Origin of the sequence: Enterobacter sp. GER_MD16_1505_Eko_090, from assembly GCF_003331015.1 — a bacterium.
In the GTDB taxonomy this organism is placed as follows: Bacteria; Pseudomonadota; Gammaproteobacteria; order Enterobacterales; family Enterobacteriaceae; genus Enterobacter; species Enterobacter roggenkampii.
In genome coordinates this window covers 1-23,780 of sequence record NZ_PUQF01000031.1, presented here as the reverse complement: position 1 = coordinate 23,780, position 23,780 = coordinate 1, and the positions used below count along the sequence as shown (strand labels likewise).

25 protein-coding genes and 1 pseudogene are annotated in these 23,780 nt (G+C 52.9%); 17 read left to right on the top strand and 9 right to left on the bottom strand.

The window, feature by feature from the left end; all coding sequences use genetic code 11:
• Positions 1-188 precede the first annotated feature (188 nt).
• The 7 genes from C6A40_RS23785 (at position 189) to msrA (ending at position 3,299) form a co-directional block, all read left to right on the top strand.
• Positions 189-455, top strand: a complete 267-nt coding sequence (locus C6A40_RS23785) for a YdgH/BhsA/McbA-like domain containing protein (RefSeq protein ID WP_001567383.1) — start codon at positions 189-191, stop codon at positions 453-455.
• Positions 456-551: 96 nt separating this feature from the next.
• Positions 552-1,109: a TetR/AcrR family transcriptional regulator gene (locus C6A40_RS23780; RefSeq protein WP_001567382.1), complete on the top strand. Its 558-nt coding sequence runs from the start codon at positions 552-554 to the stop codon at positions 1,107-1,109.
• A gap of 212 nt (positions 1,110-1,321) precedes the next feature.
• Positions 1,322-1,582 (top strand): DUF1471 domain-containing protein, encoded by a 261-nt coding sequence (locus C6A40_RS23775; protein ID WP_114191445.1) that lies wholly within the window; start codon positions 1,322-1,324, stop codon positions 1,580-1,582.
• Positions 1,583-1,612: 30 nt separating this feature from the next.
• Entirely contained in the window at positions 1,613-2,119 is a 507-nt protein-coding gene (locus tag C6A40_RS23770; RefSeq protein ID WP_001567380.1) for a DUF417 family protein, read from the top strand.
• Positions 2,120-2,192: 73 nt separating this feature from the next.
• A complete protein-coding gene (locus C6A40_RS25055) occupies positions 2,193-2,330 on the top strand; it encodes a hypothetical protein (protein WP_021243014.1) in 138 nt (45 codons plus the stop codon).
• Between the two features lie 23 nt (positions 2,331-2,353).
• Positions 2,354-2,815 (top strand): peptide-methionine (R)-S-oxide reductase MsrB, encoded by a 462-nt coding sequence (gene msrB, locus C6A40_RS23765; protein WP_021243015.1) that lies wholly within the window; start codon positions 2,354-2,356, stop codon positions 2,813-2,815.
• Positions 2,805-3,299: a peptide-methionine (S)-S-oxide reductase MsrA gene (gene msrA, locus C6A40_RS23760; RefSeq protein WP_021243016.1), complete on the top strand. Its 495-nt coding sequence runs from the start codon at positions 2,805-2,807 to the stop codon at positions 3,297-3,299. The genes msrB and msrA overlap by 11 nt, the downstream gene beginning before the upstream one ends.
• Before the next feature lie 1,012 nt (positions 3,300-4,311).
• On the opposite strand, the pseudogene C6A40_RS23755 reads toward msrA, so the two are convergent.
• Together C6A40_RS23755 and C6A40_RS23750 are read right to left on the bottom strand one after the other, a co-directional pair.
• Positions 4,312-4,488, bottom strand: a pseudogene (locus C6A40_RS23755) (hypothetical protein); the annotation flags it as partial.
• Positions 4,489-4,609: 121 nt separating this feature from the next.
• Positions 4,610-5,377: a DUF1883 domain-containing protein gene (locus C6A40_RS23750; protein WP_001159650.1), complete on the bottom strand. Its 768-nt coding sequence runs from the start codon at positions 5,375-5,377 to the stop codon at positions 4,610-4,612.
• Between the two features lie 168 nt (positions 5,378-5,545).
• On the opposite strand from C6A40_RS23750, the gene C6A40_RS23745 reads away from it, so the two are divergent.
• Positions 5,546-6,160, top strand: a complete 615-nt coding sequence (locus C6A40_RS23745; protein ID WP_000160641.1) for a TIR domain-containing protein — start codon at positions 5,546-5,548, stop codon at positions 6,158-6,160.
• A 40-nt stretch (positions 6,161-6,200) separates the two neighbouring features.
• Here C6A40_RS23745 and C6A40_RS23740 read toward each other — a convergent pair whose 3' ends face one another.
• From C6A40_RS23740 to C6A40_RS23730, 3 genes are read right to left on the bottom strand one after another with little or no spacing between them, the layout of a single operon-like run.
• Positions 6,201-6,908 (bottom strand): hypothetical protein, encoded by a 708-nt coding sequence (locus tag C6A40_RS23740; protein WP_001258875.1) that lies wholly within the window; start codon positions 6,906-6,908, stop codon positions 6,201-6,203.
• 27 nt (positions 6,909-6,935) lie between these two features.
• Positions 6,936-7,256 (bottom strand): helix-turn-helix domain-containing protein, encoded by a 321-nt coding sequence (locus C6A40_RS23735; RefSeq protein WP_414453068.1) that lies wholly within the window; start codon positions 7,254-7,256, stop codon positions 6,936-6,938.
• Entirely contained in the window at positions 7,232-10,129 is a 2,898-nt protein-coding gene (locus tag C6A40_RS23730) for a Tn3-like element Tn5403 family transposase (RefSeq protein WP_001553819.1), read from the bottom strand. The genes C6A40_RS23735 and C6A40_RS23730 overlap by 25 nt, the downstream gene beginning before the upstream one ends.
• Positions 10,130-10,223: 94 nt before the next feature.
• Here C6A40_RS23730 and C6A40_RS23725 point away from each other — a divergent pair, with 94 nt between their 5' ends.
• Positions 10,224-10,829 (top strand): recombinase family protein, encoded by a 606-nt coding sequence (locus C6A40_RS23725; protein ID WP_000509966.1) that lies wholly within the window; start codon positions 10,224-10,226, stop codon positions 10,827-10,829.
• 72 nt (positions 10,830-10,901) lie between these two features.
• Complete coding sequence (locus C6A40_RS23720) at positions 10,902-11,051, top strand: hypothetical protein (protein ID WP_176564481.1); 150 nt, start codon at positions 10,902-10,904, stop codon at positions 11,049-11,051.
• Between the two features lie 167 nt (positions 11,052-11,218).
• Here the strand turns inward: C6A40_RS23720 and C6A40_RS23715 are convergent, their stop codons facing one another.
• Together C6A40_RS23715 and C6A40_RS23710 are read right to left on the bottom strand one after the other, a co-directional pair.
• On the bottom strand, positions 11,219-13,906 hold the full coding sequence (locus tag C6A40_RS23715; protein WP_109549357.1) for a cation-transporting P-type ATPase: 2,688 nt from the start codon (positions 13,904-13,906) through the stop codon (positions 11,219-11,221).
• 50 nt (positions 13,907-13,956) lie between these two features.
• Positions 13,957-14,388 carry a universal stress protein gene (locus C6A40_RS23710; protein WP_016241528.1) on the bottom strand — a complete coding sequence of 144 codons (432 nt, stop codon included), beginning with the start codon at positions 14,386-14,388 and terminating at the stop codon, positions 13,957-13,959.
• A 524-nt stretch (positions 14,389-14,912) separates the two neighbouring features.
• Here C6A40_RS23710 and C6A40_RS23705 point away from each other — a divergent pair.
• The 3 genes from C6A40_RS23705 (at position 14,913) to C6A40_RS23695 (ending at position 20,170) form a co-directional block, all read left to right on the top strand.
• A complete protein-coding gene (locus C6A40_RS23705) occupies positions 14,913-15,998 on the top strand; it encodes an efflux RND transporter periplasmic adaptor subunit (RefSeq protein WP_016241530.1) in 1,086 nt (361 codons plus the stop codon).
• A complete protein-coding gene (locus tag C6A40_RS23700; RefSeq protein ID WP_114191444.1) occupies positions 15,998-19,054 on the top strand; it encodes an efflux RND transporter permease subunit in 3,057 nt (1,018 codons plus the stop codon). Before C6A40_RS23705 ends, C6A40_RS23700 begins: the two co-directional genes overlap by 1 nt.
• A gap of 192 nt (positions 19,055-19,246) precedes the next feature.
• Positions 19,247-20,170, top strand: coding sequence for an acyltransferase (locus tag C6A40_RS23695; RefSeq protein ID WP_161958642.1), 924 nt, complete (start codon positions 19,247-19,249; stop codon positions 20,168-20,170).
• Positions 20,171-20,177: 7 nt separating this feature from the next.
• On the opposite strand, the gene pagP is transcribed toward C6A40_RS23695, so the two are convergent.
• Positions 20,178-20,753, bottom strand: coding sequence for a lipid IV(A) palmitoyltransferase PagP (pagP, locus tag C6A40_RS23690; RefSeq protein ID WP_045270086.1), 576 nt, complete (start codon positions 20,751-20,753; stop codon positions 20,178-20,180).
• 48 nt (positions 20,754-20,801) lie between these two features.
• The gene (gene merR / locus C6A40_RS23685) at positions 20,802-21,257 is read right to left on the bottom strand and encodes an Hg(II)-responsive transcriptional regulator (protein WP_001166628.1); all 456 of its coding nucleotides are present in this window, start codon (positions 21,255-21,257) and stop codon (positions 20,802-20,804) included.
• A 71-nt stretch (positions 21,258-21,328) separates the two neighbouring features.
• On the opposite strand from merR, the gene C6A40_RS23680 reads away from it, so the two are divergent.
• From C6A40_RS23680 to C6A40_RS23665, 4 genes are all read left to right on the top strand, one after another.
• Positions 21,329-21,679: a mercuric transport protein MerT gene (locus tag C6A40_RS23680; protein ID WP_001294660.1), complete on the top strand. Its 351-nt coding sequence runs from the start codon at positions 21,329-21,331 to the stop codon at positions 21,677-21,679.
• Between the two features lie 15 nt (positions 21,680-21,694).
• On the top strand, positions 21,695-21,970 hold the full coding sequence (gene merP / locus C6A40_RS23675) for a mercury resistance system periplasmic binding protein MerP (protein ID WP_000732276.1): 276 nt from the start codon (positions 21,695-21,697) through the stop codon (positions 21,968-21,970).
• A 27-nt stretch (positions 21,971-21,997) separates the two neighbouring features.
• A complete protein-coding gene (gene merC, locus C6A40_RS23670; RefSeq protein ID WP_000522993.1) occupies positions 21,998-22,405 on the top strand; it encodes an organomercurial transporter MerC in 408 nt (135 codons plus the stop codon).
• Positions 22,406-22,443: 38 nt separating this feature from the next.
• On the top strand, positions 22,444-23,780 hold a 1,337-nt coding region (locus C6A40_RS23665; protein ID WP_114191442.1), incomplete at its 3' end, for a mercury(II) reductase.

Here is a 23,780-nt window from a genome sequence, read left to right as displayed (position 1 = left end):
CGCCGGATAGATTCAAGCAAGCCAACTTATCGTCAAAATCGGTGTTGCAAAAACGGGAGTGACCATAGATTCCGTTTTCCAAGCGGACCCCAATTAACACTTGCCAACCTATCTACTGGTTGGTAGATTTGATTTTAACAACACGACACACAAACAAAAACACACAACAGAACATCAGGAGCGTCATCATGAAAAACATCATCAAAACCACCCTTGCCATCATCGCCCTGTCCGCCAGCGCACTGAGCTATGCCGCCAGCCCGCAAATGGTTTCCCGCAGCGAAGCAGCATCGCTGCAAAAAATTGGGGTGGTCTCTTCCGGTGGCTTCACCACCCTGGATGACCTGGTGGCCTCACTGGATATGAAAGCCGCTGATGCCGGGGCCACACACTACCGCATCACCAGTGCCACCGGTATGAATAAACTTTCCGGTACCGCTGTCCTGTATCGTTGAATACCCGTTACCCTCGCAACTGCGCCCGGAACCCTTCTGGTTTCCGGGCGCAGTTGTGTCTGAATAACAGGCACCCGCAGGTGCCAGGAGAACATTATGTCCACCCATGACAGTCTGATTGAACTGACTGATACCCTTATCCAGCAGAACGGCTACCAGGGCTTCAGCTATGCTGATCTCGCTGACGGTCTGGGAATACGGAAGGCCAGTATCCATTACCATTTTCAGACCAAAACCGACCTCGGGCTTGCCTATTGTGAATACAAGGAGGCCAGCCTGCTGAAACTGGAAGCTGCCCTGTTACAGCTGCCACCGGGTAAAGCCCGTCTGCAGGGTTATATGGACGCATTTCTCAAATGCGCCGACAGCGGCCAGATGTGTGGCATTCACGCCATGCTGTCCGACAGCGCCCTGTTTGAAGAACCTCTTCAGAAAGCCACCTCACGACTGGCACAAACCGACCTGCGCATCCTGACCAGTGTGCTGGTTTCGGGTCGTGAAAGCGGTGAACTGGCTTTTACTGCTGAGCCGGCTGACGTGGCCATTATCATCGGCAGCGCCATTAAAGGGGCCCTGATGCTCAATCGGATCCCTCCTCATGATGCCTGTTCCCGCACCATGAGCGCGCTTATTCAGCTACTCTCCCGCCCGTAAAGCCACGCCTGTGGCTGCCCCGGTTTAACCGGGGCAGCCAGCACTCAAAAAAATCACCGCTGACAACGCCTGTATTCCGGGGGCCTCAGAAGACATTAAGACTTTCCTTGCGTTTAATTTCCAGTTACCCCTTGCCAATCTATCTACTGGTAGGTAGAATAAATATTAACAACACGACAACACAATAAAACAGACATGCAGGGGGCATCATCATGAAAGCACTTATCAACGACGTTATCGCTGTCTTCACCCGTAAAGCCCATGGACCGGTCATCATCAAATCCGATCTTACTGAGGAAGAAAAAGCAGCTCTGGTACCGGTCCGTACACTCTCTGTTGGCTGGGTGTCTTACGTGGATGAGCTGGAGCGGGAGGTTATCCGCGAAGCCCTTGAACATGGCGCTGCCGCTTATCTGATTTCTGAGCTTGAGCAGGCCCGTTTCGTTCATGCCCGCGCCACGCTGTTTGCATAAACACAAAACGAAAATAAAAGGACACACACCATGAAAAATAACGTCGAGACACAACTGCGCCGGTTACTTCGTAAAACGTCAGGCCTGGACATTATGGTTCTGCGGCTGTCAGTGATTTTCATCTTCGCCCTGTTTGGCACCTACAAATGGTTTGCCTTCGAGGCCAATGCCCTTCACCACCTGCTGCCAGGCACCTGGCTCGGTGCGCTGTATCCGGCTCTCGGCGTTCAGGGGCTCAGCTACGCACTCGGCGTGGTGGAAAATATCACCCTTCTGGCCCTGATTGCCGGATTTTTCCGGCCGGCAGTGGGTGCAGCAGGCGCCCTGATGGTGGCAGGCACCGGCATCGTCACCCTGAGCCTTCTGCCGCAGCTGGGTCGCATTGACAGCTTCATTATCAAGGATGTTCTTCTGATTGGGGCTGGACTGGTGCTGTTGCGTCATGACCTGCGACGGACACTGATTAACCGGAGGGCGAAGCAACTCAGCGCCGTGCACAAACCCCGCTCGTCTGACGCATTGTCAGCCATGGGGTGACCCTGAATTACGCAGCAGCCTGATATTTCTGGCCAGCAAATATGACACCACTCCCGGGTTCATGGTGAGAGGCATGGAAGCCGCCTTTCGGGCGGGGATCACTCCCCGCTACTTTTTAGAGCGCTACCTGGAAAATAAGTCGCTCCCCGCCAACCCGGACTTTGAAAAACACTATCTGGATCTTATTCATGAGCAGGACCCGTCCCGGTGAGTGAGATTTGTCAGGAGAGCGATATGAACAAACCGTATAAAAAAGACCCACAGACCATTCAGGCACTGACGGAACTGCAGTTCAGCGTCACCCAGAAAAGCGCCACTGAGCGCCCGTTTACCGGAGAATATGACGACCACTTTGAGGACGGACTGTACGTGGATATCGTCTCCGGTGAGCCACTGTTCTCGTCGAAGGACAAATTTGATTCGGGCTGTGGCTGGCCGGCATTCAGCAAACCAGTGGAAAACAACGTCCACAACCTGAGCGACCTCAGTCATGGCATGGTGCGTACTGAAGTGCGTTCCCGTCACGGTGACAGCCATCTGGGACACGTCTTCCCTGACGGGCCACAGGATACCGGTGGATTACGTTACTGCATTAACTCGGCTTCACTGCGTTTTATCCCGAAAGGCGCTCTGGAAACAGAAGGATACGGTGAATTTCTTCCCCTGTTTGAGAAAGGAGATAAGCATGAAAACTGATGTGGCAATCCTTGCCGGTGGTTGTTTCTGGGGTGTCCAGGAGCTGATCCGCAAACTCAATGGCGTGGTCAGCACCGAAGTGGGCTATACCGGCGGACGTAATGATAACCCGACATACCAGCACCACCCAGGACATGCGGAGGCGGTGAAGGTGGTGTATTCCCCGGATAAACTGAGCTACCGAAAACTACTGGAATATTTCTTTAGTATTCACAACCCTACAACAATACTTCGTCAGGGTAATGACGTCGGCTCAAGCTACCGCTCAGCCATCTTTTTCACCACAGAGGAGCAAAAGCAGCAGGCAAACCAGCTTATCCGTGAAATAGATGATTCAGGAGTCTGGCCCGGAGTCGTGGTGACAGAAGTAGAGCAGGCCGGTGAGTTCTGGTCTGCAGAGCCAGAGCATCAGGATTACCTGCAGCATAATCCCGACGGCTATACCTGCCATTTTGAACGACCTGACTGGACGCTTCCGGGATAAGTCACCGTCGCAGACTCGCAGCATTCAGCCCCGCCCATGTGCGGGGCTTTTTTGTTCATATGCAGAAACGAGAATGGGATCACAAACAAATTTCTTTAGTCCATTTCTTGCATACAAAACAATCAACATCCTGATTTTAAGGGGCATATTAGAAAAAAGATGAGGATGATTAGGGTCAAAGGGACAAAGGGACAATGTTTAGAATTATGCTGACCGTTATCGCAGGATCGTTATTTTACGGACTCTCGGCCAGTCTGTGTTTTGCCGGGCTTTTTCGCATACACGCCCCCAGTGCCTGCACAGCCTTCTGTCTGACTTATAACCCAACAGCCGGCTATGTCATGCTGGTTACCGGTATGACACTGTTTATCGTATTTTTGCTCAGCCTTTTCCGGACAACAAAAGCCCCTATTTAACATAAAGGCTTCATTGTACGCACCGCTAAAACGCGCTCAGGGCGATTTCAGCGCGAAGCCGGTGAAAACCACAGCTTACCCGGCGAAAACCCCGCAAAACTTGCCTGATGAATTCTGATGGCATGAATGGCTATGCACCGGACTGCATGGCGGCCCGTTTCAGTGCGTTTACCACCTGAAACCGCCAAAAAGCGCCCTTTTGCGCGGGAAATCTCTCATTTTCTCCCTGGAATACTCACAACAATCATAATTACTAGTAATGTTTTCTGTGTGTACGACAACTCTGTAATGCCTGAGGAATTAATGACCGGTTCAAACAGGGGTCGTCTCAGAAAACGGAATCTATGGTCACTCCCGTTTTTGCAACACCGATTTTGACGATAAGTTGGCTTGCTTGAATCTATCCGGCGTCTGAATGGGATTTTATTCCCGCGCCTCGATGAGTTCCGCGCCTGATGAACCTCCAGAAAATATACGGCTTCAGCGAGCCTTTCCGTTTTACAGGTTCCTCAACAGGCCGGTGGGCCGTTTGTATCATCAATATCAGTATTCGCAAAACCAGATGAATGATTGTTTAAACTGGTGTATTTCTGCCTTTATGCTTCGTAAGTTTGCTGTCGCGCCGTCAGTGCCCAGGCTATTCTGGCCAGCTTGTTTGCCAGAGCACAGGTGACGACAAAGTTGCTTTTCCGACACAACAACTCCCTGACCCAGTCGGCCAACTTGCCAGACTGGTGTTCCAGTTTTTGTATGAATACCCTGGCACACTGAACGGGGTTTGAAGGCCAATGGAACGAAAACGTACGTTAAGAATGTAATTTATTGATATTCATAAAAATAAAAAAAGGATCGCTGATTGATCCTTTTGTTTTGCTATTTGAATTTCGATAAACATTAACCACGAGAATGCAGTAGCTCGGCTATCTCATGAGCAATTTCATCGATTGTATGAGTTGCAGTACTACGAGCAACTTTGTCTGCTAATGATGGACTAAAATCGACAACTTCTTGTTTTGTAATATTATGCCATATGGGAAGCAATATTTGCTCACCAGAAATAGCACGAGTGACGATTCCATCAAGTTCATAATTTGTCCAACCTTTGCTTATAAACGCCGGAGACAAAACTACTAACCCAACACGACTGTTTGCTAAACCTTTGTCTATTTTTTGTCTCAGGCTGTCACCAATTCTTAACGTCATTTCGTCATACCATACATTAAGGCCGTGACTGATTAATGAGTTTGCCAGAGAGCGAACAAAATCATCTTTATCCTCTGAGGCATGCGAAATAAATACGTCATGTATCTCGTTGCTCTGTGCTGTTGACGGTGGTCTGTTATCTCTTACCAGACTAGGAACTTCGCTTAACGGCCTATCCTGAATTTCAGGAAGAACCCCTGGAAGAACGCGAACAGAAGCCCTGGTACTCCCCCTTAATCCCTGCATATCTACAGCAATATGCCAATGGCCTGATGAAGGGATCTGTAACCTTATGGGGGAGCGCTTTGCTAACCCACCAATGTAGGAATGTCGTCGGCCATTCTTATAACTACTGAAGTTAGAACTATCCATTAGTCTAACATTTGCACCACTGGTAAGGGTGATTTCAACAATCTCCCCTCTTTTTCTTTGACCAAGATCATTATGGATGAATTGCATGTAAGTCTGCTCTCTTCATTTGAATTGGAAGAATGTAGCCACTTCCTGATTATACTGTATCCAGTGGTTGAGAGTATCTCTTAGTGTGAAAAAATAAATTATAAGACTTTTACTCGGTATGGATGAAGATGTAAAATCCGTAAACCAGAGAATAAATGAGGAAAAAGCGTGACCAAGCACAAAGTTTTCATCAGTTACCACCATGCTAATGACCAATGGTACAAAAACGAACTTGAAAAAATGAATGATGTTTTTGATATTTTTGTGAATCGCTCGGTATCACTTGGTGACATTGATGAAGAAGAAGAACCTCAAAAGATCAGAGAAATAATAAGGGATGAATATTTACGTGATACATCCGCTCTTATTTTACTCGTTGGGACTGAGACTAAAAATAGAAAGCATGTTGATTGGGAATTATATTCATCCATGAGGGATAGTCCCAGAAACGGCAAATCAGGTATTTTTATTATAAATCTTCCTTCAACAGGGACAAACAACATTAGAGCCAGTCATGGTGAAAATGAAAAAAATGAATTTCATCCTAATATAACCGAGTGGATAACAATCAACGACAGAACAACATATAAAGAAATATATCCATATATGCCTGAAAGAGTTATCGATAACTTGATGAGTGAAAAGTCATATATATCAATAGTCAACTGGGATCAGATACACAATAACCCAGAAAACCTTAGAAAAATGATTGAGTTAACATATCAAGATAAAGATAAGTGCGAATACGTTTTTTCTACCCCAATGAGAATGCGTAATGGCTAGCAGAAACAGTAAAGGGGAGTATGATACTCCCCTTTACTTGTTACCAATCCCATTTGGTGGTGTTCACGTTAAATGTTTGTTGAACCCGTGATGTGAAAAAATCATTTACTACTTTAAAATCGTTACATATTTTACTGTAGTTATAGTATTGCTTTTGTATTTTATTTATAGGCGTCAGGTGAACTTTTAATGGTGTATTAGTTATAACATCAATAACTTCATCCTTATCTGATATATATTTATACCATCTTTTATAATTATTTTGATTTTTAGTTAAAAATTTATTTAACACCATTAACATATCATTGCTAATATTATATAACTCATTGTCTTTTTTTGGATTCAATAGTTTCATTTCATCTCTAATAAATTGATATGTCTGATAATATGATGAGATAACTTCATCGAATGCGTCCACATTTTTCTTCAACTTAAAGATAGCTCTTTTTGAATCCAGATGATTTTTTATACTTTTGCGATATAACGTACCACTTTCATTGAACAGAACATTAACGCCGCCTAAACTTAATTTCTCTACTTTAAATGAGTATTTTTTTAAAAGATATAACGCTACAATTAGCCATATAAAAATAGATATTAGTAGTATATATATAATACCAGTTACTAAAGGTTTGTTTTTATTAAATACGGTGTAAATTGAAGGTACATATAATGAAAGATCCACTGTACACATTACAGCAATTACCGCAATGAAAGCTATCGTCCAAATTATAACAAATGTTCTCACAATTCCACCTTGTCAGTTGTAAGATAATCAATCATTGATTGGTGAACGTTCTGAATTGATAATTTTATATACGGTTGAACGCGCAATACCCATATGCTTAGCTATTTCAGTTGCTCCAGTTCCTTTATCATGCATAAATTTTATTTTATTCCTGTCTATTTTCCGTTTTCTGCCAAATTTAATTCCTTTAGACTTGGCCTCAATTCTTCCTTCATTTGTTCGTTCAAAGATGCGAGTACGTTCTGCTTGTGCCACTGCTGATAGAATTGTGACGATCATCTTCCCCATTTGGGGTCGGTTCCGGCTGAGGGCGAAATGACACCCTAAGCTTTCGGTTCCTTGGGCCAAAGATATTCGCCAGTCAGTAGAATGTGCGCCCAGCCCAATGGGGATATGTGGGGAAGAAATTCAGGGGGAACATCCAACCCTTCGTTCCGCCGCTCCGTGACGGCATGACCAAGATGGACGGTATTCCAGTAAATGATCACCGCAGTCAATAAATTGAGCCCAGCGATTCGGTAGTGCTGCCCCTCTGTCGTGCGATCGCGAATTTCCCCCTGCCTCCCGATACGGAGCGCATTTTTGAGCGCATGGTGGGCCTCTCCCTTGTTAAGACCGATCTGAGCACGCCGCTGCATGTCCGTATCCAGGATCCACTCAATAATGAAAAGGGTCCGTTCAATACGACCAACTTCACGAAGCGCAACTGCAAGGTTGTTTTGTCGTGGGTAAGAAGCGAGCTTGCGCAGGAGTTGGCTGGGCCTGATTTTGCCAGCGGTCATCGTCGCGGCACAACGGAAAATATCAGGCCAGTTCGCAACGATAAGATCCTCCCGGGCTTTTCCACCTACCAACTTGCGTAACTCCCTGGGGGTCGTATCGGGATTAAATACGTACAACCGCTTCGATGGCAGATCCCTGATTCGCAGAACGAGATTGTAGCCGAGCAGGCTACTGGCTCCGAACAAATGGTCGGTGAATCCTGCTGTATCGGCATACTGTTCGCGAACATGGCGACCGACCTCGTTCATCAGTAGTCCATCGAGAATATACGGTGCCTCGCTCACGGTCGCCGGGATCGACTGACAAGCGAATGGCGCGAACTGGTCGCTTACGTGAGTATACGCTTTGAGGCCGGGAACAGAACCATATTTGGCATTGACCATGTTCATGGCTTCGCCATGCCGCGCTGTCGGGAAAAACTGACCATCGCTCGATGCTGACGTGCCCATCCCCCAGACGCGTGACATCGGCAGTTTACCCTGCGCGGCCACCACAATTGCCAATGCCTGGTTCATGGCTTCGCTTTCAACATGCCAGCGGGCAAGGCGTGAGAGCTGCCAGTAATCATGCGTGTTTGTAGCTTCCGCCATCTTACGCAGGCCCAGATTGAGCCCTTCAGCGAGCAGGACGTTGAGCAGACCGATCCGGTCGCGACATGGAGCCCCGGTTCTCAGATGGGTAAACGCATCTGTGAAACCAAGGGCTGCATCAACTTCAAGCAGCATGTCGGTAATCCGAACGGACGGCATTCGGCGATACAGATCCAGTATGAGTGCCTCGGCACCATCCGGCACGTCTGCTGTCAACCTGTCGATCCGCAACGTTCCATCTTCTATGCTACCGTGCGGAATAGTGCCGTTACGGGCAGCCCGGGCCAGCCGCTTAAGAGCGATCGTGAGTCGCGCCTTTCTGTCTGCCAGCCAATCCTGTGGGTTGGAAGGCACGGCCAGTTTTGCATTTTCCTGCGCCGCGATCATCGGCACCAGTACCTGCTTGAGGTCACCATAGCGGCGCGAATGAGCGAGCCAGACATCTCCGGAACGAAAAGCATCCCGGAGGTGAAAGAGTACCGCCACTTCCCAAAGACGGGTATCTCCTTTTTCCTGAGCTCGTAAATGACGGTTCCATTTGGAGCTGGGCCGCAGGAAACGCCTTTCTGGCGATGCAACACCTTTCATCTCTCCGATCGACAAAGCTGCTGCTACCAATGGTCCGGCGACCGGCGCGGCTTCGAGCTTCAGACAGCGCAACATGCGGGGCGCATAACGACGAAAGCGATGGTATCCCTGCCCGACATATGCAAGAGGCTCATCGGCTAGCGTGTTGCTGAGTTGAGTCCCTGTCGCTACCAGTTGAGCGAGCCGGTCCCATGCAACCGAACTGGCGACAGCCATCTCCAGCGGGGTTCCGTCACTGCGGGCCTCAAGCAACGAAGCTCCCAGCGCGGTGAAGGTACGGATCGTATCCGTGAGTGTGGCTTTAGAGCCGGAAATTGTTTCGTCATGCTGGCGCTTCGCTTCCCGCCAGGTTTTTCCTACGATCCTGTCATGGGTTTCGACTATGGCATCAGCAATCGCCGCTTCCCACTCCACAACACAGACGGCAAGGATCGCCCAGCGGCGGTCCGAAGTGATGTCACGCAAACCGTCGGTGAAGTAGCGTTCACCCTGCCGACGCAGCCGGGCAATGCGATGGGCAGGTATGCTGGCCAAAGCACTATGATTGATATTCAGGGTACGCAGAAATTCGAGCCTGTCGAGCAAACGGTTAGCAGCAGCCGAGTTGTTACCAACCTCGAAGTTGCGAAGCCAGATGAAACGACTGATATTGCCGGCGAGCATTTCACTCAGAAGTTTGTCCAGGTGATCGCGAACATCCGCTGTTAAATTTTCCGCAATCCGCGTTTCAATCCGCCGCTCAGCGGCGACCAGAGCATCCGCGCACAAGCGCTCGATTGTCGATACTGCGGGCAGAATGGTGGAAGTTTCCCGACACCGCACAATAAAACGATGAGCAAGATCCTCGTTTGATCTGGCATCTTCGGCCTGGCCGAAAGTCCACTCCCGCAGATCACGGGCACCACGGCCCGTGAAGGTCTTGTAGCCGTAAATTTCGCGCAGCGTGTCCATGTGCTGCTGACGGGTTTGGCGCCGTGTGGCATAAGTGAGAAGCGCATCAGCCGGAACTCCAAGCTGAGCACCGACGAAGGAAAGGACTTCACGCGGGATCATCTCACCAGGAGCCAGTGCACGGCCCGGATATCGTAAGGCACAAAGTTGCAGGGCAAAGCCAATCCTGTTTTCCGGTCTGCGGCGCTGCCTAATGTTTTCCAGGTCATCATCGCCCAGCGTGTAGAACTTCAGTAGCGACAGTTCGTCCGTGGGCAGATCGAACAGCGCTGCTCGCTGCCGTTCGGTGAAAATATGGCGTCGTGACATACAAATTCGTCCCTTTTGAAGTATAGTCTGTTTTGGACAACAGCCAGCCCATATAAATCAGGGCGTTCCGATACAAAAATCCAGGAGGGTTCAATTGGGACATCGTGCCGCCATTTACTGCCGGGTTTCAACAGCGGATCAGTCTTGTGAACGCCAGGAATTTGATCTGCGAGCCTTCGCCGGCCGTGCCGGCTACGACGTGGTGGGAATATTTAAGGAAACAGGTTCAGGAACTAAACTCGACCGGGCCGAGCGAAAGAAAGTCCTGGCGCTTGCCCAGTCCAGACAAATTGATGCAATCCTGGTCACTGAGCTTTCCCGGTGGGGGCGCTCGACGCTCGATCTGCTCAATACGCTACGTGAACTGGAGAACTGGAAGGTTTCCGTGATAGCCATGAATGGAATGGCGTTCGATCTTTCGTCGCCGTATGGACGAATGCTGGCGACGTTTCTTTCCGGCATTGCGGAGTTTGAGCGGGATCTCATCAGCGAGCGGGTCAAGTCAGGCCTTGCTGTTGCGAAGGCACGTGGTAAGAGGCTTGGTCGTCAGGCCGGAGTGCGACCAAAATCAGACCGACTTTTGCCTAAGGTGGTTGCGATGAGGGCCGAGGGACGCAGCTATCGCTGGATCGCACGCGAGCTCGGTATCAGCAAGAATACCGTCGCTGACATCGTGCAACGACACAGAGCTAACGCTTAGGGTGTCATTTCGCCCTCAGCCGGAACCGACCCCTTCAAGCGTCATGAGTGGGATTTCACTGAACCAAAATATGTGGATTTCCCGTCACGCGGTATTTTCCATGTGCAGGTCGGCGGCGGTGCCACCACTGGCGTGGTGAGCGCGGTCAATAACAACAGCAGCAGCTGGATGCGCGCGAAGCTGGCGGCCTATCGTAATAACCCGGTTAAACTCAAAGATTGATCGATTAAGATCGTGTTCTTTGTCTGAAACGGAAAAGCCGACGCGTTATGCGTCGGCTTTTGTTTTTTGGTTTTCCACGGTGGCGGCGCGCTGCGTCTGTCCGGGCTACCGATTATGCGGCTGTCTGGTAGCCCGGACAGGTGCGCAGCACCGCCTCCGGGAATGACTCAGGCCGTGCGCCACTTGCGCGTCAGCGGCTTCTCAATTTCCACAATCAGGAACATCACAAAACCGATAATAAAGGTGATCACCCAGTAGCGGAACGGCAGCGCTTCGGTACCGAACAGCATCTGCATAAACGGCGCGTAGATAATCAGCAGTTGCAGCACCAGCAACACGCCGCTGACAATCCAGATACCCCGGTTCGCCAGCAGCCCTTTGCTCAGTGAGAAACCATCCGCCACCCGGCAGTTGAGCATATAAAACCACTGTGCGGTGACCAGCGTCTGCAACAGTACGGTGCGGATAAACTCAGGTGAGTAGCCTCGCGGCTGTAGCCAGGCCTCCAGCACAAAGGCGCTCACGGCGATCATCGAACCGACAAAAATTACCCGCCAGATGGCAAAGCCGTCCATCACATGCAGCTTAGGATCGCGCGGCGGACGGCGCATGATGTTCTTTTCACCGGCTTCGAACGCCAGACCAAACGACAGCGTGGCCGACGTCGCCATGTTCATCCACAAAATCAACACCGGCGTCAGCGGAATCAAATTCCCCGCCAGCAGCGCGATAATGATTAACAACCCCTGCGCCAGGTTGGTTGGCATAATGAACAAGATCGTTTTCTTCAGGTTATCGTAAACCCGCCGCCCTTCCCTGACTGCACTGGCGATGGTGGCGAAGTTATCATCGGTCAGCACCATATCAGCGGCCTCTTTGGTCACTTCGGTGCCCTTGATGCCCATCGCGATACCAACATCGGCCTGCTTCAGCGCCGGGGCGTCGTTCACCCCATCACCGGTCATCCCGACCACCTCTTTCCTGCTTTGCAGCGCCTGAACCAGACGGAACTTATCTTCCGGACTGGTACGGGCAAAAATATCGAATTTCTGCGCCGCTTCACTCAGTTGGGTATCGTCCATCACCTCCAGCTCGCGCCCGGTAATGGCGTTCCCGGCGTTGCCGATCCCCAGCATCTTGCCGATACTCATCGCCGTTTGCGGGTGGTCCCCGGTGATCATCTTCACGCGGATCCCCGCCTGCAGGCAGTCGCCGATAGCGGTAATGGCCTCTGGTCGCGGCGGGTCCATCATCCCGGCGATCCCTAACAGAATGACGCCATGCTGCAAATCCTGATGGGTGAGTTCGGTTTGCCCGTCAGCCGCCGGTTTCCACGCTGCCGCCACCATGCGCAGCCCTTCCCGCGCGTACTCTTCAATTTTCGCTTCCCAATACGGCTGGTCCAGCGGCTCCAGCCCATGGTCGGTTTGCTGATGCTGACACAGGCGGAACAGCACATCTGGCGCACCGGTAATTAAAATCGTCTCCTCATTGCCGATGCGGTACAGCGTTGACATATATTTGTATTGCGAATCAAAGGGGATCTTACTGCGCAGTTCGGTGCTCGCCGGCGAAAGCGTCACTTTCGCCGCCAGCACCTTCAGCGCCCCTTCCGTAGGGCCGCCAGTGATTTTCCACAACCCGCTTTCATCTTTGATTAGCTGGCTGTCGTTACACAGGTCGATGGTGCGCAGATAGCGCTCCAGCAGCGTGCCCGGCGCGACGGTTATCGGGTCCGGCTCATCGATCGGGTGAATATTCCCCACCGGCTCGTAGCTGTCCCCTTCCACCCGATAGACTTTATCGGCGGTGATAACGGCCTTAACCGTCATCTCGTTCATGGTCAGCGTCCCGGTTTTATCCGAGCAAATAACCGTCATCGCCCCTAGCGTTTCGACCGTCGGCAGCTTGCGGATAATCGCCTTCTGCCGGGCCATGGTTTGCACGCCAAGCGAGAGGATAATCGAGATAATCGCCGGCAGCCCTTCCGGTACCGACGCCACCGCCAGGCTAATCAGCGACAGCATCAGTTCAGAAACCGGCATATCGCGGAACAGCAGGCTAAAGACGAATAGCGCAGCCATCATCACCAGAATGATGATAAAGATGGCTTTGCCGAGCTTATCCATCTGCACCAACAGCGGAGTACGGTGTTTCTCGATATCCGCCATCATCTGGTTAATGTGGCCCAGCTCGGTATCGCCACCGGTTGCCACCACCAGGCCTTTGCCACCGCCGGAGCTTACCGTGGTGCCTGAGAACAACAGGTTCGTCCGGTCACCCAACGGCAGTTCGCCGCTAAGCGCTTCGGTACTTTTCTCCACCACCGTTGATTCACCGGTCAGAATCGCCTCTTCCACCCGTAGGTTATGCGCTTCGATAACCCGCAGGTCTGCTGGAATGCGGTCGCCGGCGCGGATCACCACGATATCGCCGGGAACCAGCGCCGTGGTCGGAATGGTTTCATGATTCCCCTGACGAACCACCACCGCTTCGCTGGAGAGCATATTGCGAATGCTCTGGAGCGATTTTTCGGCGTTACTCTCCTGAATATGACCAATCAGGGCGTTGATCACCGCCACGCCGAGGATCACCAGAGTATCGACCCAGTGGCCCATCACCGCCGTCAATAGCGCCGCCGCCAGCAAGACGTAAATCAGCACATCATTAAAATGCGCCAGAAAACGCAGCCATGCCGGTTTACCCGCTTTTTGCGGTAGCGCATTTTCACCGTACTGCTGTAAGCGCGCCGTCGCTTCAGCGCTGCTGATGCCATCGGGAGTGCTGTTGGTGCTGGTCAGGGTTTCATCCACGGAGAGCTGATAAAACGGGCCGCCCGGTTTTTCTGTATTCATAGTTATCTCCTCACTCCTGTAACGGAAATCAGGACAGCCTCAGGCTGCCCTTAGCGCACCACAAAAACCGGCACATGGGCATAACGCACGATACTTGCCGCCTCTGAACCCAACAGATGGGTTTGAATATTGGGATTGCGTGAGCCAATGATCACCACATCCGCCTTCAGTTCATCTGCCAGTTTCGTCACTTCATCGCGGACGTTGCCGCTGCGAATATGAATCTGGACATCGCTTTCCTTCAGAGAGAGTTTATTGATGAGTTCAGCGAGTTTTTCTTTTGAATTATTAACCAGATAGTCTTCCATTTTTCGCGCATCGGAAATAAATCCGCGCGTCAGTGCAGGAGAAAATGTCGGGATGACGTTGAGTAAATGAATCTGCCCGGAGGAGCTTTGCGCGAGGAATTGAGCATGGGACAAAGCCTTGTCCGCAAGGCCGGTTTCAAACACATCAACCGGGACGAGGATATTTTTATACATAGAGACAATCCTTTTATTACCTATAAAAAAAGGTGGTGAAAACAGCGCAGACAATGGCGCTGAGGAAGAAATCTCGATTCGAAGTATGATGGGTATAATTAAACGTAGCACACGGCGATTAACATTATTAAGATGCCAATTAATATATTGAAAAATATCACAGACTCAGTCGACCTCAGACAATTCAACTGAAAACCCAGCAAAATCGTCAACATTACCGCAAATTTTACTCTTTTTAACATTTCCTTTTTTCAACGACTATGCTCATTATCAGAGGCCTGCGCGCCTCTAAAAACCATTCAACAATTATGTAGATAAGAATCTACTTAGCACAAGGTTGATACCAGAGGAGGAGCAATGTTCGGCTACAGCCTGTTTCGCCTGAGCCTGTTTATTGCCCTGGCAATAATCACCTGTACGGCTTCCGGGTTATTTACCTATTTAGTGGTCTCAGCGCTGGCTGAATAAAGCCGGCATTTGTGAAAAATATGTAAAATAAAACCTTTAGCACCGAGGGGAATACAGTGAACCGTTATTTTTCTCTCATTCCCGTTGTTATTTTAATAACAACGGCTTGCGATCAGAAAGCACCGCAAGTTACCCCGCTGCCGCGGATGGTAAAAGTTGCGGATGTCGTCGCCATTGGTGATTCACAGCAGCGCATTTTTCCTGCCCGTATTGAATCCGGGGATTCTACCGATCTGTCGTTCAAACGCGGCGGACAGATTGAATCCCTTGATGTGCGTCAGGGAGCCAGTATCTCTCAGGGGCAAGCGCTCGCCCGGCTCAACGCCCGGGAAGCGCAGCAACGCGTCAACGAACGGCAGACCGCAGCAACCCTCGCTCAGCGGCAGTTCGACCGCTTCCAGACGCTGGCCGGTCGCCAGGCCATTTCAAAAGCGGAAATGGATATCCAGCGGGCCAACCGTGATTCCGCCAACGCTGCGCTAAAAATCGCCCGCGAAGAGCTAAGTCAAATGACGCTCACCGCGCCGTTTAGCGGTATTGCCGCCAGCGTCCCGATCCGTAATCACCAGGTTGTCGCCGCCGGACAGCCGATCGTCACCCTGACGCGAACCGATCTGCTCGACGTGGTGTTCAGCATTCCGGAGAATCTTTTTACGACTATTGATATCCGCAATGCGCAGTATCGTCCGGTGGTGAAAATCAACTCTATGCCGGACCGTCAGTTCACCGCCGAATATAAAGAACATACCGGTAGCAGCGACAGCAACACTCTGACCTGGCAGATCATTTTAACCATGCCGCGCCCGGCCGATTTTCCGTCAGTGGGCGGCGTGAGTGGGACCGTGACGGTCAATCTGGCAAACCTGCCCGCCAGCGCGGGCGATAAAGCCGTCGTGGTGCCGGTTGAAGCGGTATTTAATCCGGATAATCGCCAGCGCAATGAGCCCCACGTCTGGGTAGTTAAAGGCGAAGGCGAACAGCTACAGCTTGAGGACAGAAAAGTTGGCGTCGGCCAGGTCACCTCTCAGGGAGTGGTCATTACCGAAGGGCTTAGCGTCGGCGAGCGCGTCGTGGCGGCAGGCGTCAGTGAACTGCATGCGCAGCAACCGGTTCGAATCTGGACGCGTGAACGAGGTTTGTAATGGATATCTCTCGTCAGTTTATTAACAACCCGATTCGCGTCTGGCTGACTATTTTACTGCTGGGCATCGGGGGTATTTTCGCCCTGCTGAATATCGGTCGCCTGGAAGACCCGGCGTTTACCATCAAGACCGCCGTGGTCATCACCCACTATCCGGGAGCCTCGGCGCAGCAGGTTGAGGAAGAAGTCACCCTGCCGCTGGAGAACGCGCTGCAACAGCTGCCCTATCTGGACAACGTCAGCTCAATTTCCTCCAATGGTCTGTCGCAAATCACCGTCAATATCGCCTCGAATTATCACTCCAGCGAGCTGCCGCAAATCTGGGATGAGCTGCGCCGTCGGGTAGGAGACGCCGCCCGGATGTTCCCGCCCGGCGTGGCCTCCCCCTTTGTGAACGACGATTTTGGCGATGTCTTTGGCTTCTTCTTTGCTATCTCCGGCGAGAGCTTTACCAACCCTGAGCTGGTCCGCTACGCCGAGCAGCTCAGGCGCGAACTGGTGCTGGTTCCCGGCGTTGGCAAAGTCGCTATCGGCGGTGCGATCCCACAACAAATCAATATCGATATCTCGCTGGCAAAAATGACCGCCCGCGGTATCACGCTCAACCAACTGGCGGCAATCCTCAGTCGCTTGAACGTAGTGTCTAACGCCGGTGAGATTAAATCCGGCAGCGAGTCAATTCGCCTGCATCCAACGGGGGAGTTTGAAAATCTCGACGAGCTGGGCGATTTGTTAATCAGCCCGCACGGCTCAGGTTCAGCGACGCGATTGCGCGATATTGCCACGCTATCGCGCGGACTCAGCGAATCTCCTTCCAGCATTTATCACGCTAATGGCCGCCAGGCGGTCACTATGGGGGTGTCGTTTATTCCCGGCGTCAACGTCATTGACGTTGGTCGCGCGCTGGAAAGCAAACTGGATCAGATGTCGGCGGAAAAACCGGCAGGGATCAAAATTGACCTGTTCTACGACCAGGCTGCAGAAGTGGCTCACTCGGTGAACGGCTTTATCACTAACTTCCTGATGGCACTGGCCATTGTCGTCGGCGTGCTGCTGATCTTTATGGGCGTGCGCAGCGGTATCATTATTGCCCTGTCGTTAGCGCTTAACGTGCTCGGTACGCTGCTGATTATGTATCTGTGGGGCATCGAGCTACAGCGTATCTCGCTGGGGGCGCTGATTATCGCCCTGAGTATGCTGGTCGATAATGCCATCGTCATCGTCGAAGGGGTACTCATTGCCCGCCAGCAGGGGTCGACGCTGCTCACGGCGATTAATTATGTGATTCGCCGCTCGGCGCTGCCGCTGCTGGGGGCGACGGTGATTGCTATTCTCGCCTTTGCGCCGATTGGCCTGTCGCAGGACTCCACCGGAGAATACTGCAAATCACTGTTCCAGGTGCTGCTGATTTCACTCATGCTGAGCTGGTTCTCAGCGTTAACCATCACGCCAGTACTGATTAAATGGTGGCTGTTCAAAGGGCAACAGCCGCCTGCTGAAACCTCGGATACCGACCCCTACAGCGGGCGCTTTTATCGCATTTATCAGCAGATTCTGCACACCCTACTGATGCGCAAAGCGATCACCCTGACCGTCATGGCGGCGCTGCTGGCAGCTTCAATATGGGGATTCGGCTCGGTGCGGCAGAACTTTTTCCCCTCATCGAACACGCCTATCTTCTTTGTTGACCTCTGGCTTCCCTATGGCACTGATATTGCGACAACCGAAAAGATGGCCAGCGATATTGAAACCTCGATTAACGGCCAGCCGGGCGTTGTCACCACCATCGCCACCGTTGGTCAGGGCAGTATGCGTTTTATCCTCACCTACAGCGGGCAACGGCAATACAGCAACTACGCGCAGATCATGGTACGCATGGACGACCAGCGCAGTATTAACGCTCTGACGCAGCATGTTGACAGCTATATTGCGCGCAACTATCCGCAGGTTAATGCCAGCAGCAAACGCGTGATGTTCGGCCCTTCCGGCGATAGCGCCATTGAAGTGCGCATCAAAGGCCCGGATCCCGACCGCCTGCGCCTGCTCGCCAGCCAGGTGGGCGATATTCTCTCCGCAGACCCGGCCACCGACGGCGTGCGCAACGACTGGCAGAACCGCAGCAAGGTTATCCGCCCACAATATTCCGCCAGCTTAGGCCGCGAACTGGGAGTAGATAAACAGGATATCGATAACGCGCTGGAGATGAATTTCTCTGGTAGCCGTGCGGGACTCTATCGCGAAGGGGCTGACCTGCTGCCGGTGGTGGTTCGCCCACCAGCCGCCGAGCGCCAGGATGCTAACCACCTGAATAATGTGCTGGTCTGGAGCCAAAACCGCCAGCAGTATATCCCGCTCAGTAACGTGGTCAGCGGCTTTAATCTCGAGTGGGAAGATCCTTTGATCCTGCGCCGCGACCGCAGCCGCGTACTGACCGTGCAGACCGACCCCGATCCGCTGAGCAATCAAACCTCAGGCGATATTCTGGCGCGCGTGAAGCCGCAAATCGATGCCCTCGCCCTACCGCACGGCTACAGTATTGAGTGGGGCGGCGACGCGGAGAATTCCCGCGAAGCGCAGCAGAGGTTGTTCACCACCCTGCCGCTGGGTTACCTGGTGATGTTTGTTATCACTGTGCTGATGTTCAGCTCGCTGAAAAACGCGATCGCTATCTGGCTGACGGTGCCGCTGGCGCTGATTGGCGTAACGCCAGGCTTTTTGATTACCGGTATTCCTTTTGGCTTTATGGCATTGATAGGCTTGCTTAGCCTGAGCGGGATGTTGATTCGTAACGGCATCGTGCTGGTTGAGGAAATTGAGCAGCAGAAGCAGGAAAAAGCGCAGCAGGAAGCCATTATTTATGCCGCCACCTCGCGTCTGCGCCCTATTCTGCTGACCGCCTTCACCACCGTTCTCGGTCTGGCCCCTTTATTATTGGATGTCTTCTTCCAGAGTATGGCGGTAGTTATTATGTTTGGTCTGGGTTTTGCTACTATTCTGACGCTGCTGGTTCTGCCAGTGATTTACGCCTGTTTCCATAATAAGAGCCTATCCCAGTAGGCGTATATTGTTGCAGCCAGTTTGGGCACGGACAGCGCGCAACAACCGAAGCGTACACGCAGTACGTGAGGCTTGTGAGCACTGCCCAGGACCAAAATGGCAAATAAAATAGCCTAATGGGATAGGCTCTAAGGATATGAAGCCACAATAATGAACAGTACCGGATTAAATATTATTAAAACGCTGGGATGCATGACGGCGGTGACCTTCTTCACCATTTATAACACCTGGGATCACTATGATTACGACTATCACTGGATCCTCGGTTTTCTGACGTTTATTTCGACCATAGCCACGCCGCTGTTTTTTGTGGTGGCGGGCTATCTGGATTCGCAGTCACGGCACGATGCGCAGTGGCTAATGGGTAAAATCAAAAGCGTAGTTATCGTCTTCCTGTTCTGGATGACAGTGTACTATCTCTGGGAACCCTACCAGCGCGGTTATCTTATCCAGCCGTGGTTTGTTTTTGCCTTTATTGTGATTTACACCTTTCATCCGCTTATCGAGTGGCTCAGCCAGCGACGCAAGCTATTTTTCGGCGTGGTATTTGCGCTGCTGTTGCTCTCATATGGCTACGATCTGCTGTCCGCGCTGTATCCTGATGTTCATGCGCTGAGCCTGGCCCCGCAGTACCGTTTGTGGACCTGGCTGCTGTTTTACCTGACCGGCCAGCTGTTCAGCGATCCGCTGGTCGCCAGTTGGCTGACCCGCGAGAGAGTGGTGAAAGGCGCGATGATCGCCATTCCGTTTATTTATCTCTTCACCTGGTTTTACGAGCGCCATTTCTTCTTCGCCCTGTTTAAGGCTGACAGAAATGCGTTCATTCTTACCGGATCACAAATTTATATTTTGGTGGTGGCGCTGGTGATTGCCGCCAACGGCGTGCGGTTTCGTAAAAACAGCGAGTTTAAAGAGACCATTCTGGCGACTATCAGCAAAACGATGACCGGCGTCTATATTCTTCACTACTCCGTTTTTCATCTGCTGACCGCGCTTATCCCAATTAGCTCGCTGGGAACCAAGTTAATGCTGATTGTCCTGACGTTCATCGCCTCGGTGTTAATTTCAATGCTAGCGCTGTCCAATTCGCTGGTGAAAAAGGTGATTACGATTTGATGCCCTCTTAAAAACCGTAGCGCAGCCACGCAAACAGCACGTTGCCGTTATTGTAGGTGCCGGGAATATAGGTGAACTGCACGCTCAGGCGGCGATAGCTGGCGGAAAAGAGCGGCAAAATAATCGGTAGCGGTACGTAGTTGGCGAAGTCTTCTCGGGCGGTGATCCCGGCGGTCACCCCAAGCCCCAGGCGAAAATCGCGACTACTGTCCAGATACCAGCCCTTCTCCCAGCCGTAGCCGATAATCGGCTGCCACTCGTTGTGCGAATCCTTAAACATCATCGCGTAGAGTGAGCTCCAGTTACCTTCTTCGTTATATCTTGAGACACCAAATCCCCCGCCCCACGGCATCTCATTGTAGTTATCGGTTTTCTCTTTATCGTACATAAAGCGGTTGTGCCAGCTGAGAAATGGCAGATACAGGTCGTAGTTTTGCGGCTGATTCCAGGTTTGCGAGACATCGTCTTTTAGCCAGTTCCACCAGCCGCTGACGCGTTGTTCGCCATAAACCTTTGTTTCCGCCTGTACCGCAAAGGCGAAAATAAACAGAGTTCCCCACACTATCCGCAGACAACGTCGCATTGTTTTATCCTTAAAGGGGTCGTCTCAGAATTCGGAAAATAAAGCACGCTAAGGCGTAGTCACCCCGTGACTCCCCCGCGCCGATGCAGCGAGCTTCGTTCCGTCTTGCAGTGACGCAATCAGCGGGCAGGAAACGTTCCCTTTCCGCGCATGGCAGGCGCACACCAGTTCAGACAGCACGGCCTCCATGCGTGCCAAGTCGGCCATCTTCTCGCGCACATCCTTGAGCTTGTGCTCGGCCAGGCCGCTGGCTTCCTCGCAATGGGTGCCATCCTCCAGCCGCAGTAGCTCGGCGATTTCGTCCAGGCTAAAGCCCAGCCGCTGGGCCGATTTCACGAACCGCACTCGTGTTACATCCGCCTCGCCATAGCGGCGAATGCTGCCATAGGGCTTGTCTGGCTCCGGCAGCAGGCCCTTGCGCTGGTAGAACCGGATGGTCTCCACATTGACCCCGGCCGCCTTGGCAAAAACGCCAATGGTCAGATTCTCAAAATTAATTTGCATATCGCTTGACTCCGTACATAACTACGGAAGTAAGCTTAAGCTATCCAAACCAAATTTGAAAGGACAAGCGTATGTCTGAACCACAAAACGGGCGCGGCGCGCTCTTCGCCGGTGGGCTGGCCGCCATTCTTGCGTCGGCCTGCTGCCTGGGGCCGCTGGTTTTGATCGCCTTGGGGTTCAGCGGGGCATGGATCGGCAACCTGACGGTGCTGGAACCCTATCGCCCGATCTTCATCGGCGCAGCGCTGGTCGCGCTGTTTTTCGCCTGGCGGCGCATCTACCGCCCGGCGCAAGCCTGCAAACCGGGTGAGGTCTGCGCGATTCCCCAAGTGCGAGCTACTTACAAGCTCATTTTCTGGATCGTGGCCGCGCTGGTCCTGGTCGCGCTCGGATTTCCCTACGTCATGCCATTTTTCTATTAATCACAGGAGTTCATCATGAAAAAACTGTTTGCCGCCCTCGCCCTCGCTGCCGTTGTTGCCCCCGTGTGGGCCGCCACCCAGACCGTCACGCTGTCCGTACCGGGCATGACCTGCTCCACCTGCCCGATCACCGTCAAGAAGGCGATTTCCAAGGTCGAAGGCGTCAGCAAAATTGACGTGACCTTCGAGACACGCGAAGCGGTTGTCACGTTCGATGATGCCAAGACCAGCGTGCAGAAGCTGACCAAGGCAACCGGAGACGCGGGCTATCCGTCCAGCGTCAAGCAGTGAGCCACTGAACCCGAACCTGGGGCGATCATGGGACTGATTACACGCATTGCCGACAAGGCTGGCGCGCTTGGCAGCGTTGTTTCCGCGATGGGATGCGCTGCCTGTTTCCCGGCTATCGCCAGCCTGGGCGCGGCCATCGGCCTTGGCTTTCTACAGGAATACGAAGGGTTGTTTATCTCCAAGCTGCTGCCGCTGTTCGCAGTCGTGGCTTTGCTGGCGAATGCACTGGGCTGGCTGAGTCATCGGCAATGGTACCGCAGCCTGCTCGGGATGGTCGGCCCAGCCATCGTGCTGGCGGCCATGCTCTTGTTTTTTGGCAATTGGTGGACGGCGAACCTCCTCTATGTCGGTCTGGCCTTGATGATCGGGGTGTCGATCTGGGATCTGCTCTCACCGGCCAACCGCCGCTGCGAACTACCACCCAAACACGGCTAACTGCATTGGCAGTTGCCGAAACGAAAAGGAACGATGCAATGTATTTGAATATCACCGGAATGACCTGCGACTCGTGCGCGACACATGTCAAGGACGCCCTGGAGAAAGTGCCGGGCGTGCTGTCGGCGCTCGTGTCCTACCCGAAAGGCTCCGCGCAACTCGCCACCGATCCCGGCACCTCGCCAGAGGCGCTGACCGCCGCTGTGGCCGGCCTCGGCTACAAGGCCACACCCGCCGATGCCCCATCCACTTCAGCGCGGGGCAGACTGCTTGGCAAGGCGCTGGGATGGCTGGGCGGTGGCGACAAGGCTGGTGGTGATGGGGACGGACTGCACGTCGCCGTTATTGGCAGCGGCGGAGCCGCGATGGCGGCGGCGCTGAAGGCCGTCGAGCAAGGTGCGAACGTCACGCTGATCGAGCGCGGCACCATCGGCGGTACTTGCGTCAATGTCGGCTGCGTGCCGTCCAAGATCATGATCCGCGCTGCCCATATCGCCCATTTGCGCCGTGAAAGCCCATTCGACAGTGGCATCGCGGCGACTGTGCCTGCGATTGATCGCAGCAAACTACTGGCCCAGCAGCAGGCGCGCGTCGATGAGCTGCGCCACGCCAAGTACGAAGGCATCCTGGACAGCAACCCGGCCATCACCGTGCTGCATGGTGAAGCGCGTTTCAAGGACGACCAGAGCCTTGCCGTCCGTTTAAACGATGGCGGCGAGCGTGTGGTGGCGTTCGACCGCTGCCTGGTCGCCACGGGTGCCAGCCCGGCCGTGCCGCCGATTCCGGGCCTGAAAGAGTCACCCTACTGGACTTCCACCGAGGCCCTGGTCAGCGACACCATTCCCGAGCGCCTGGCCGTGATCGGCTCGTCTGTGGTGGCGCTGGAACTGGCGCAAGCCTTTGCCCGGCTGGGCAGCAAAGTGACGATCCTGGCACGCAGCACGCTGTTCTTCCGCGAAGACCCGGCCATCGGCGAGGCCGTTACAGCCGCGTTCCGTGCCGAAGGGATCAAGGTATTGGAATACACGCAAGCCAGCCAGGTCGCGCATGTGGACGGCGAATTCGTGCTGACCACCGGGTACGGTGAAATACGCGCCGACCAGCTGCTGGTCGCCACTGGCAGGGCACCGAACACGCGCAGCCTGGCATTGGAAGCGGCGGGAGTCGCTGCCAATGCGCAGGGGGCCATCGTCATCGACAAGGGCATGCGCACCAGTACGCCACACATTTATGCGGCTGGCGACTGCACCGACCAGCCTCAGTTCGTCTATGTGGCGGCAGCGGCCGGCACCCGTGCTGCGATCAACATGACTGGCGGCGATGCGGCCCTGGACCTGACCGCAATGCCGGCCGTGGTGTTCACCGACCCGCAGGT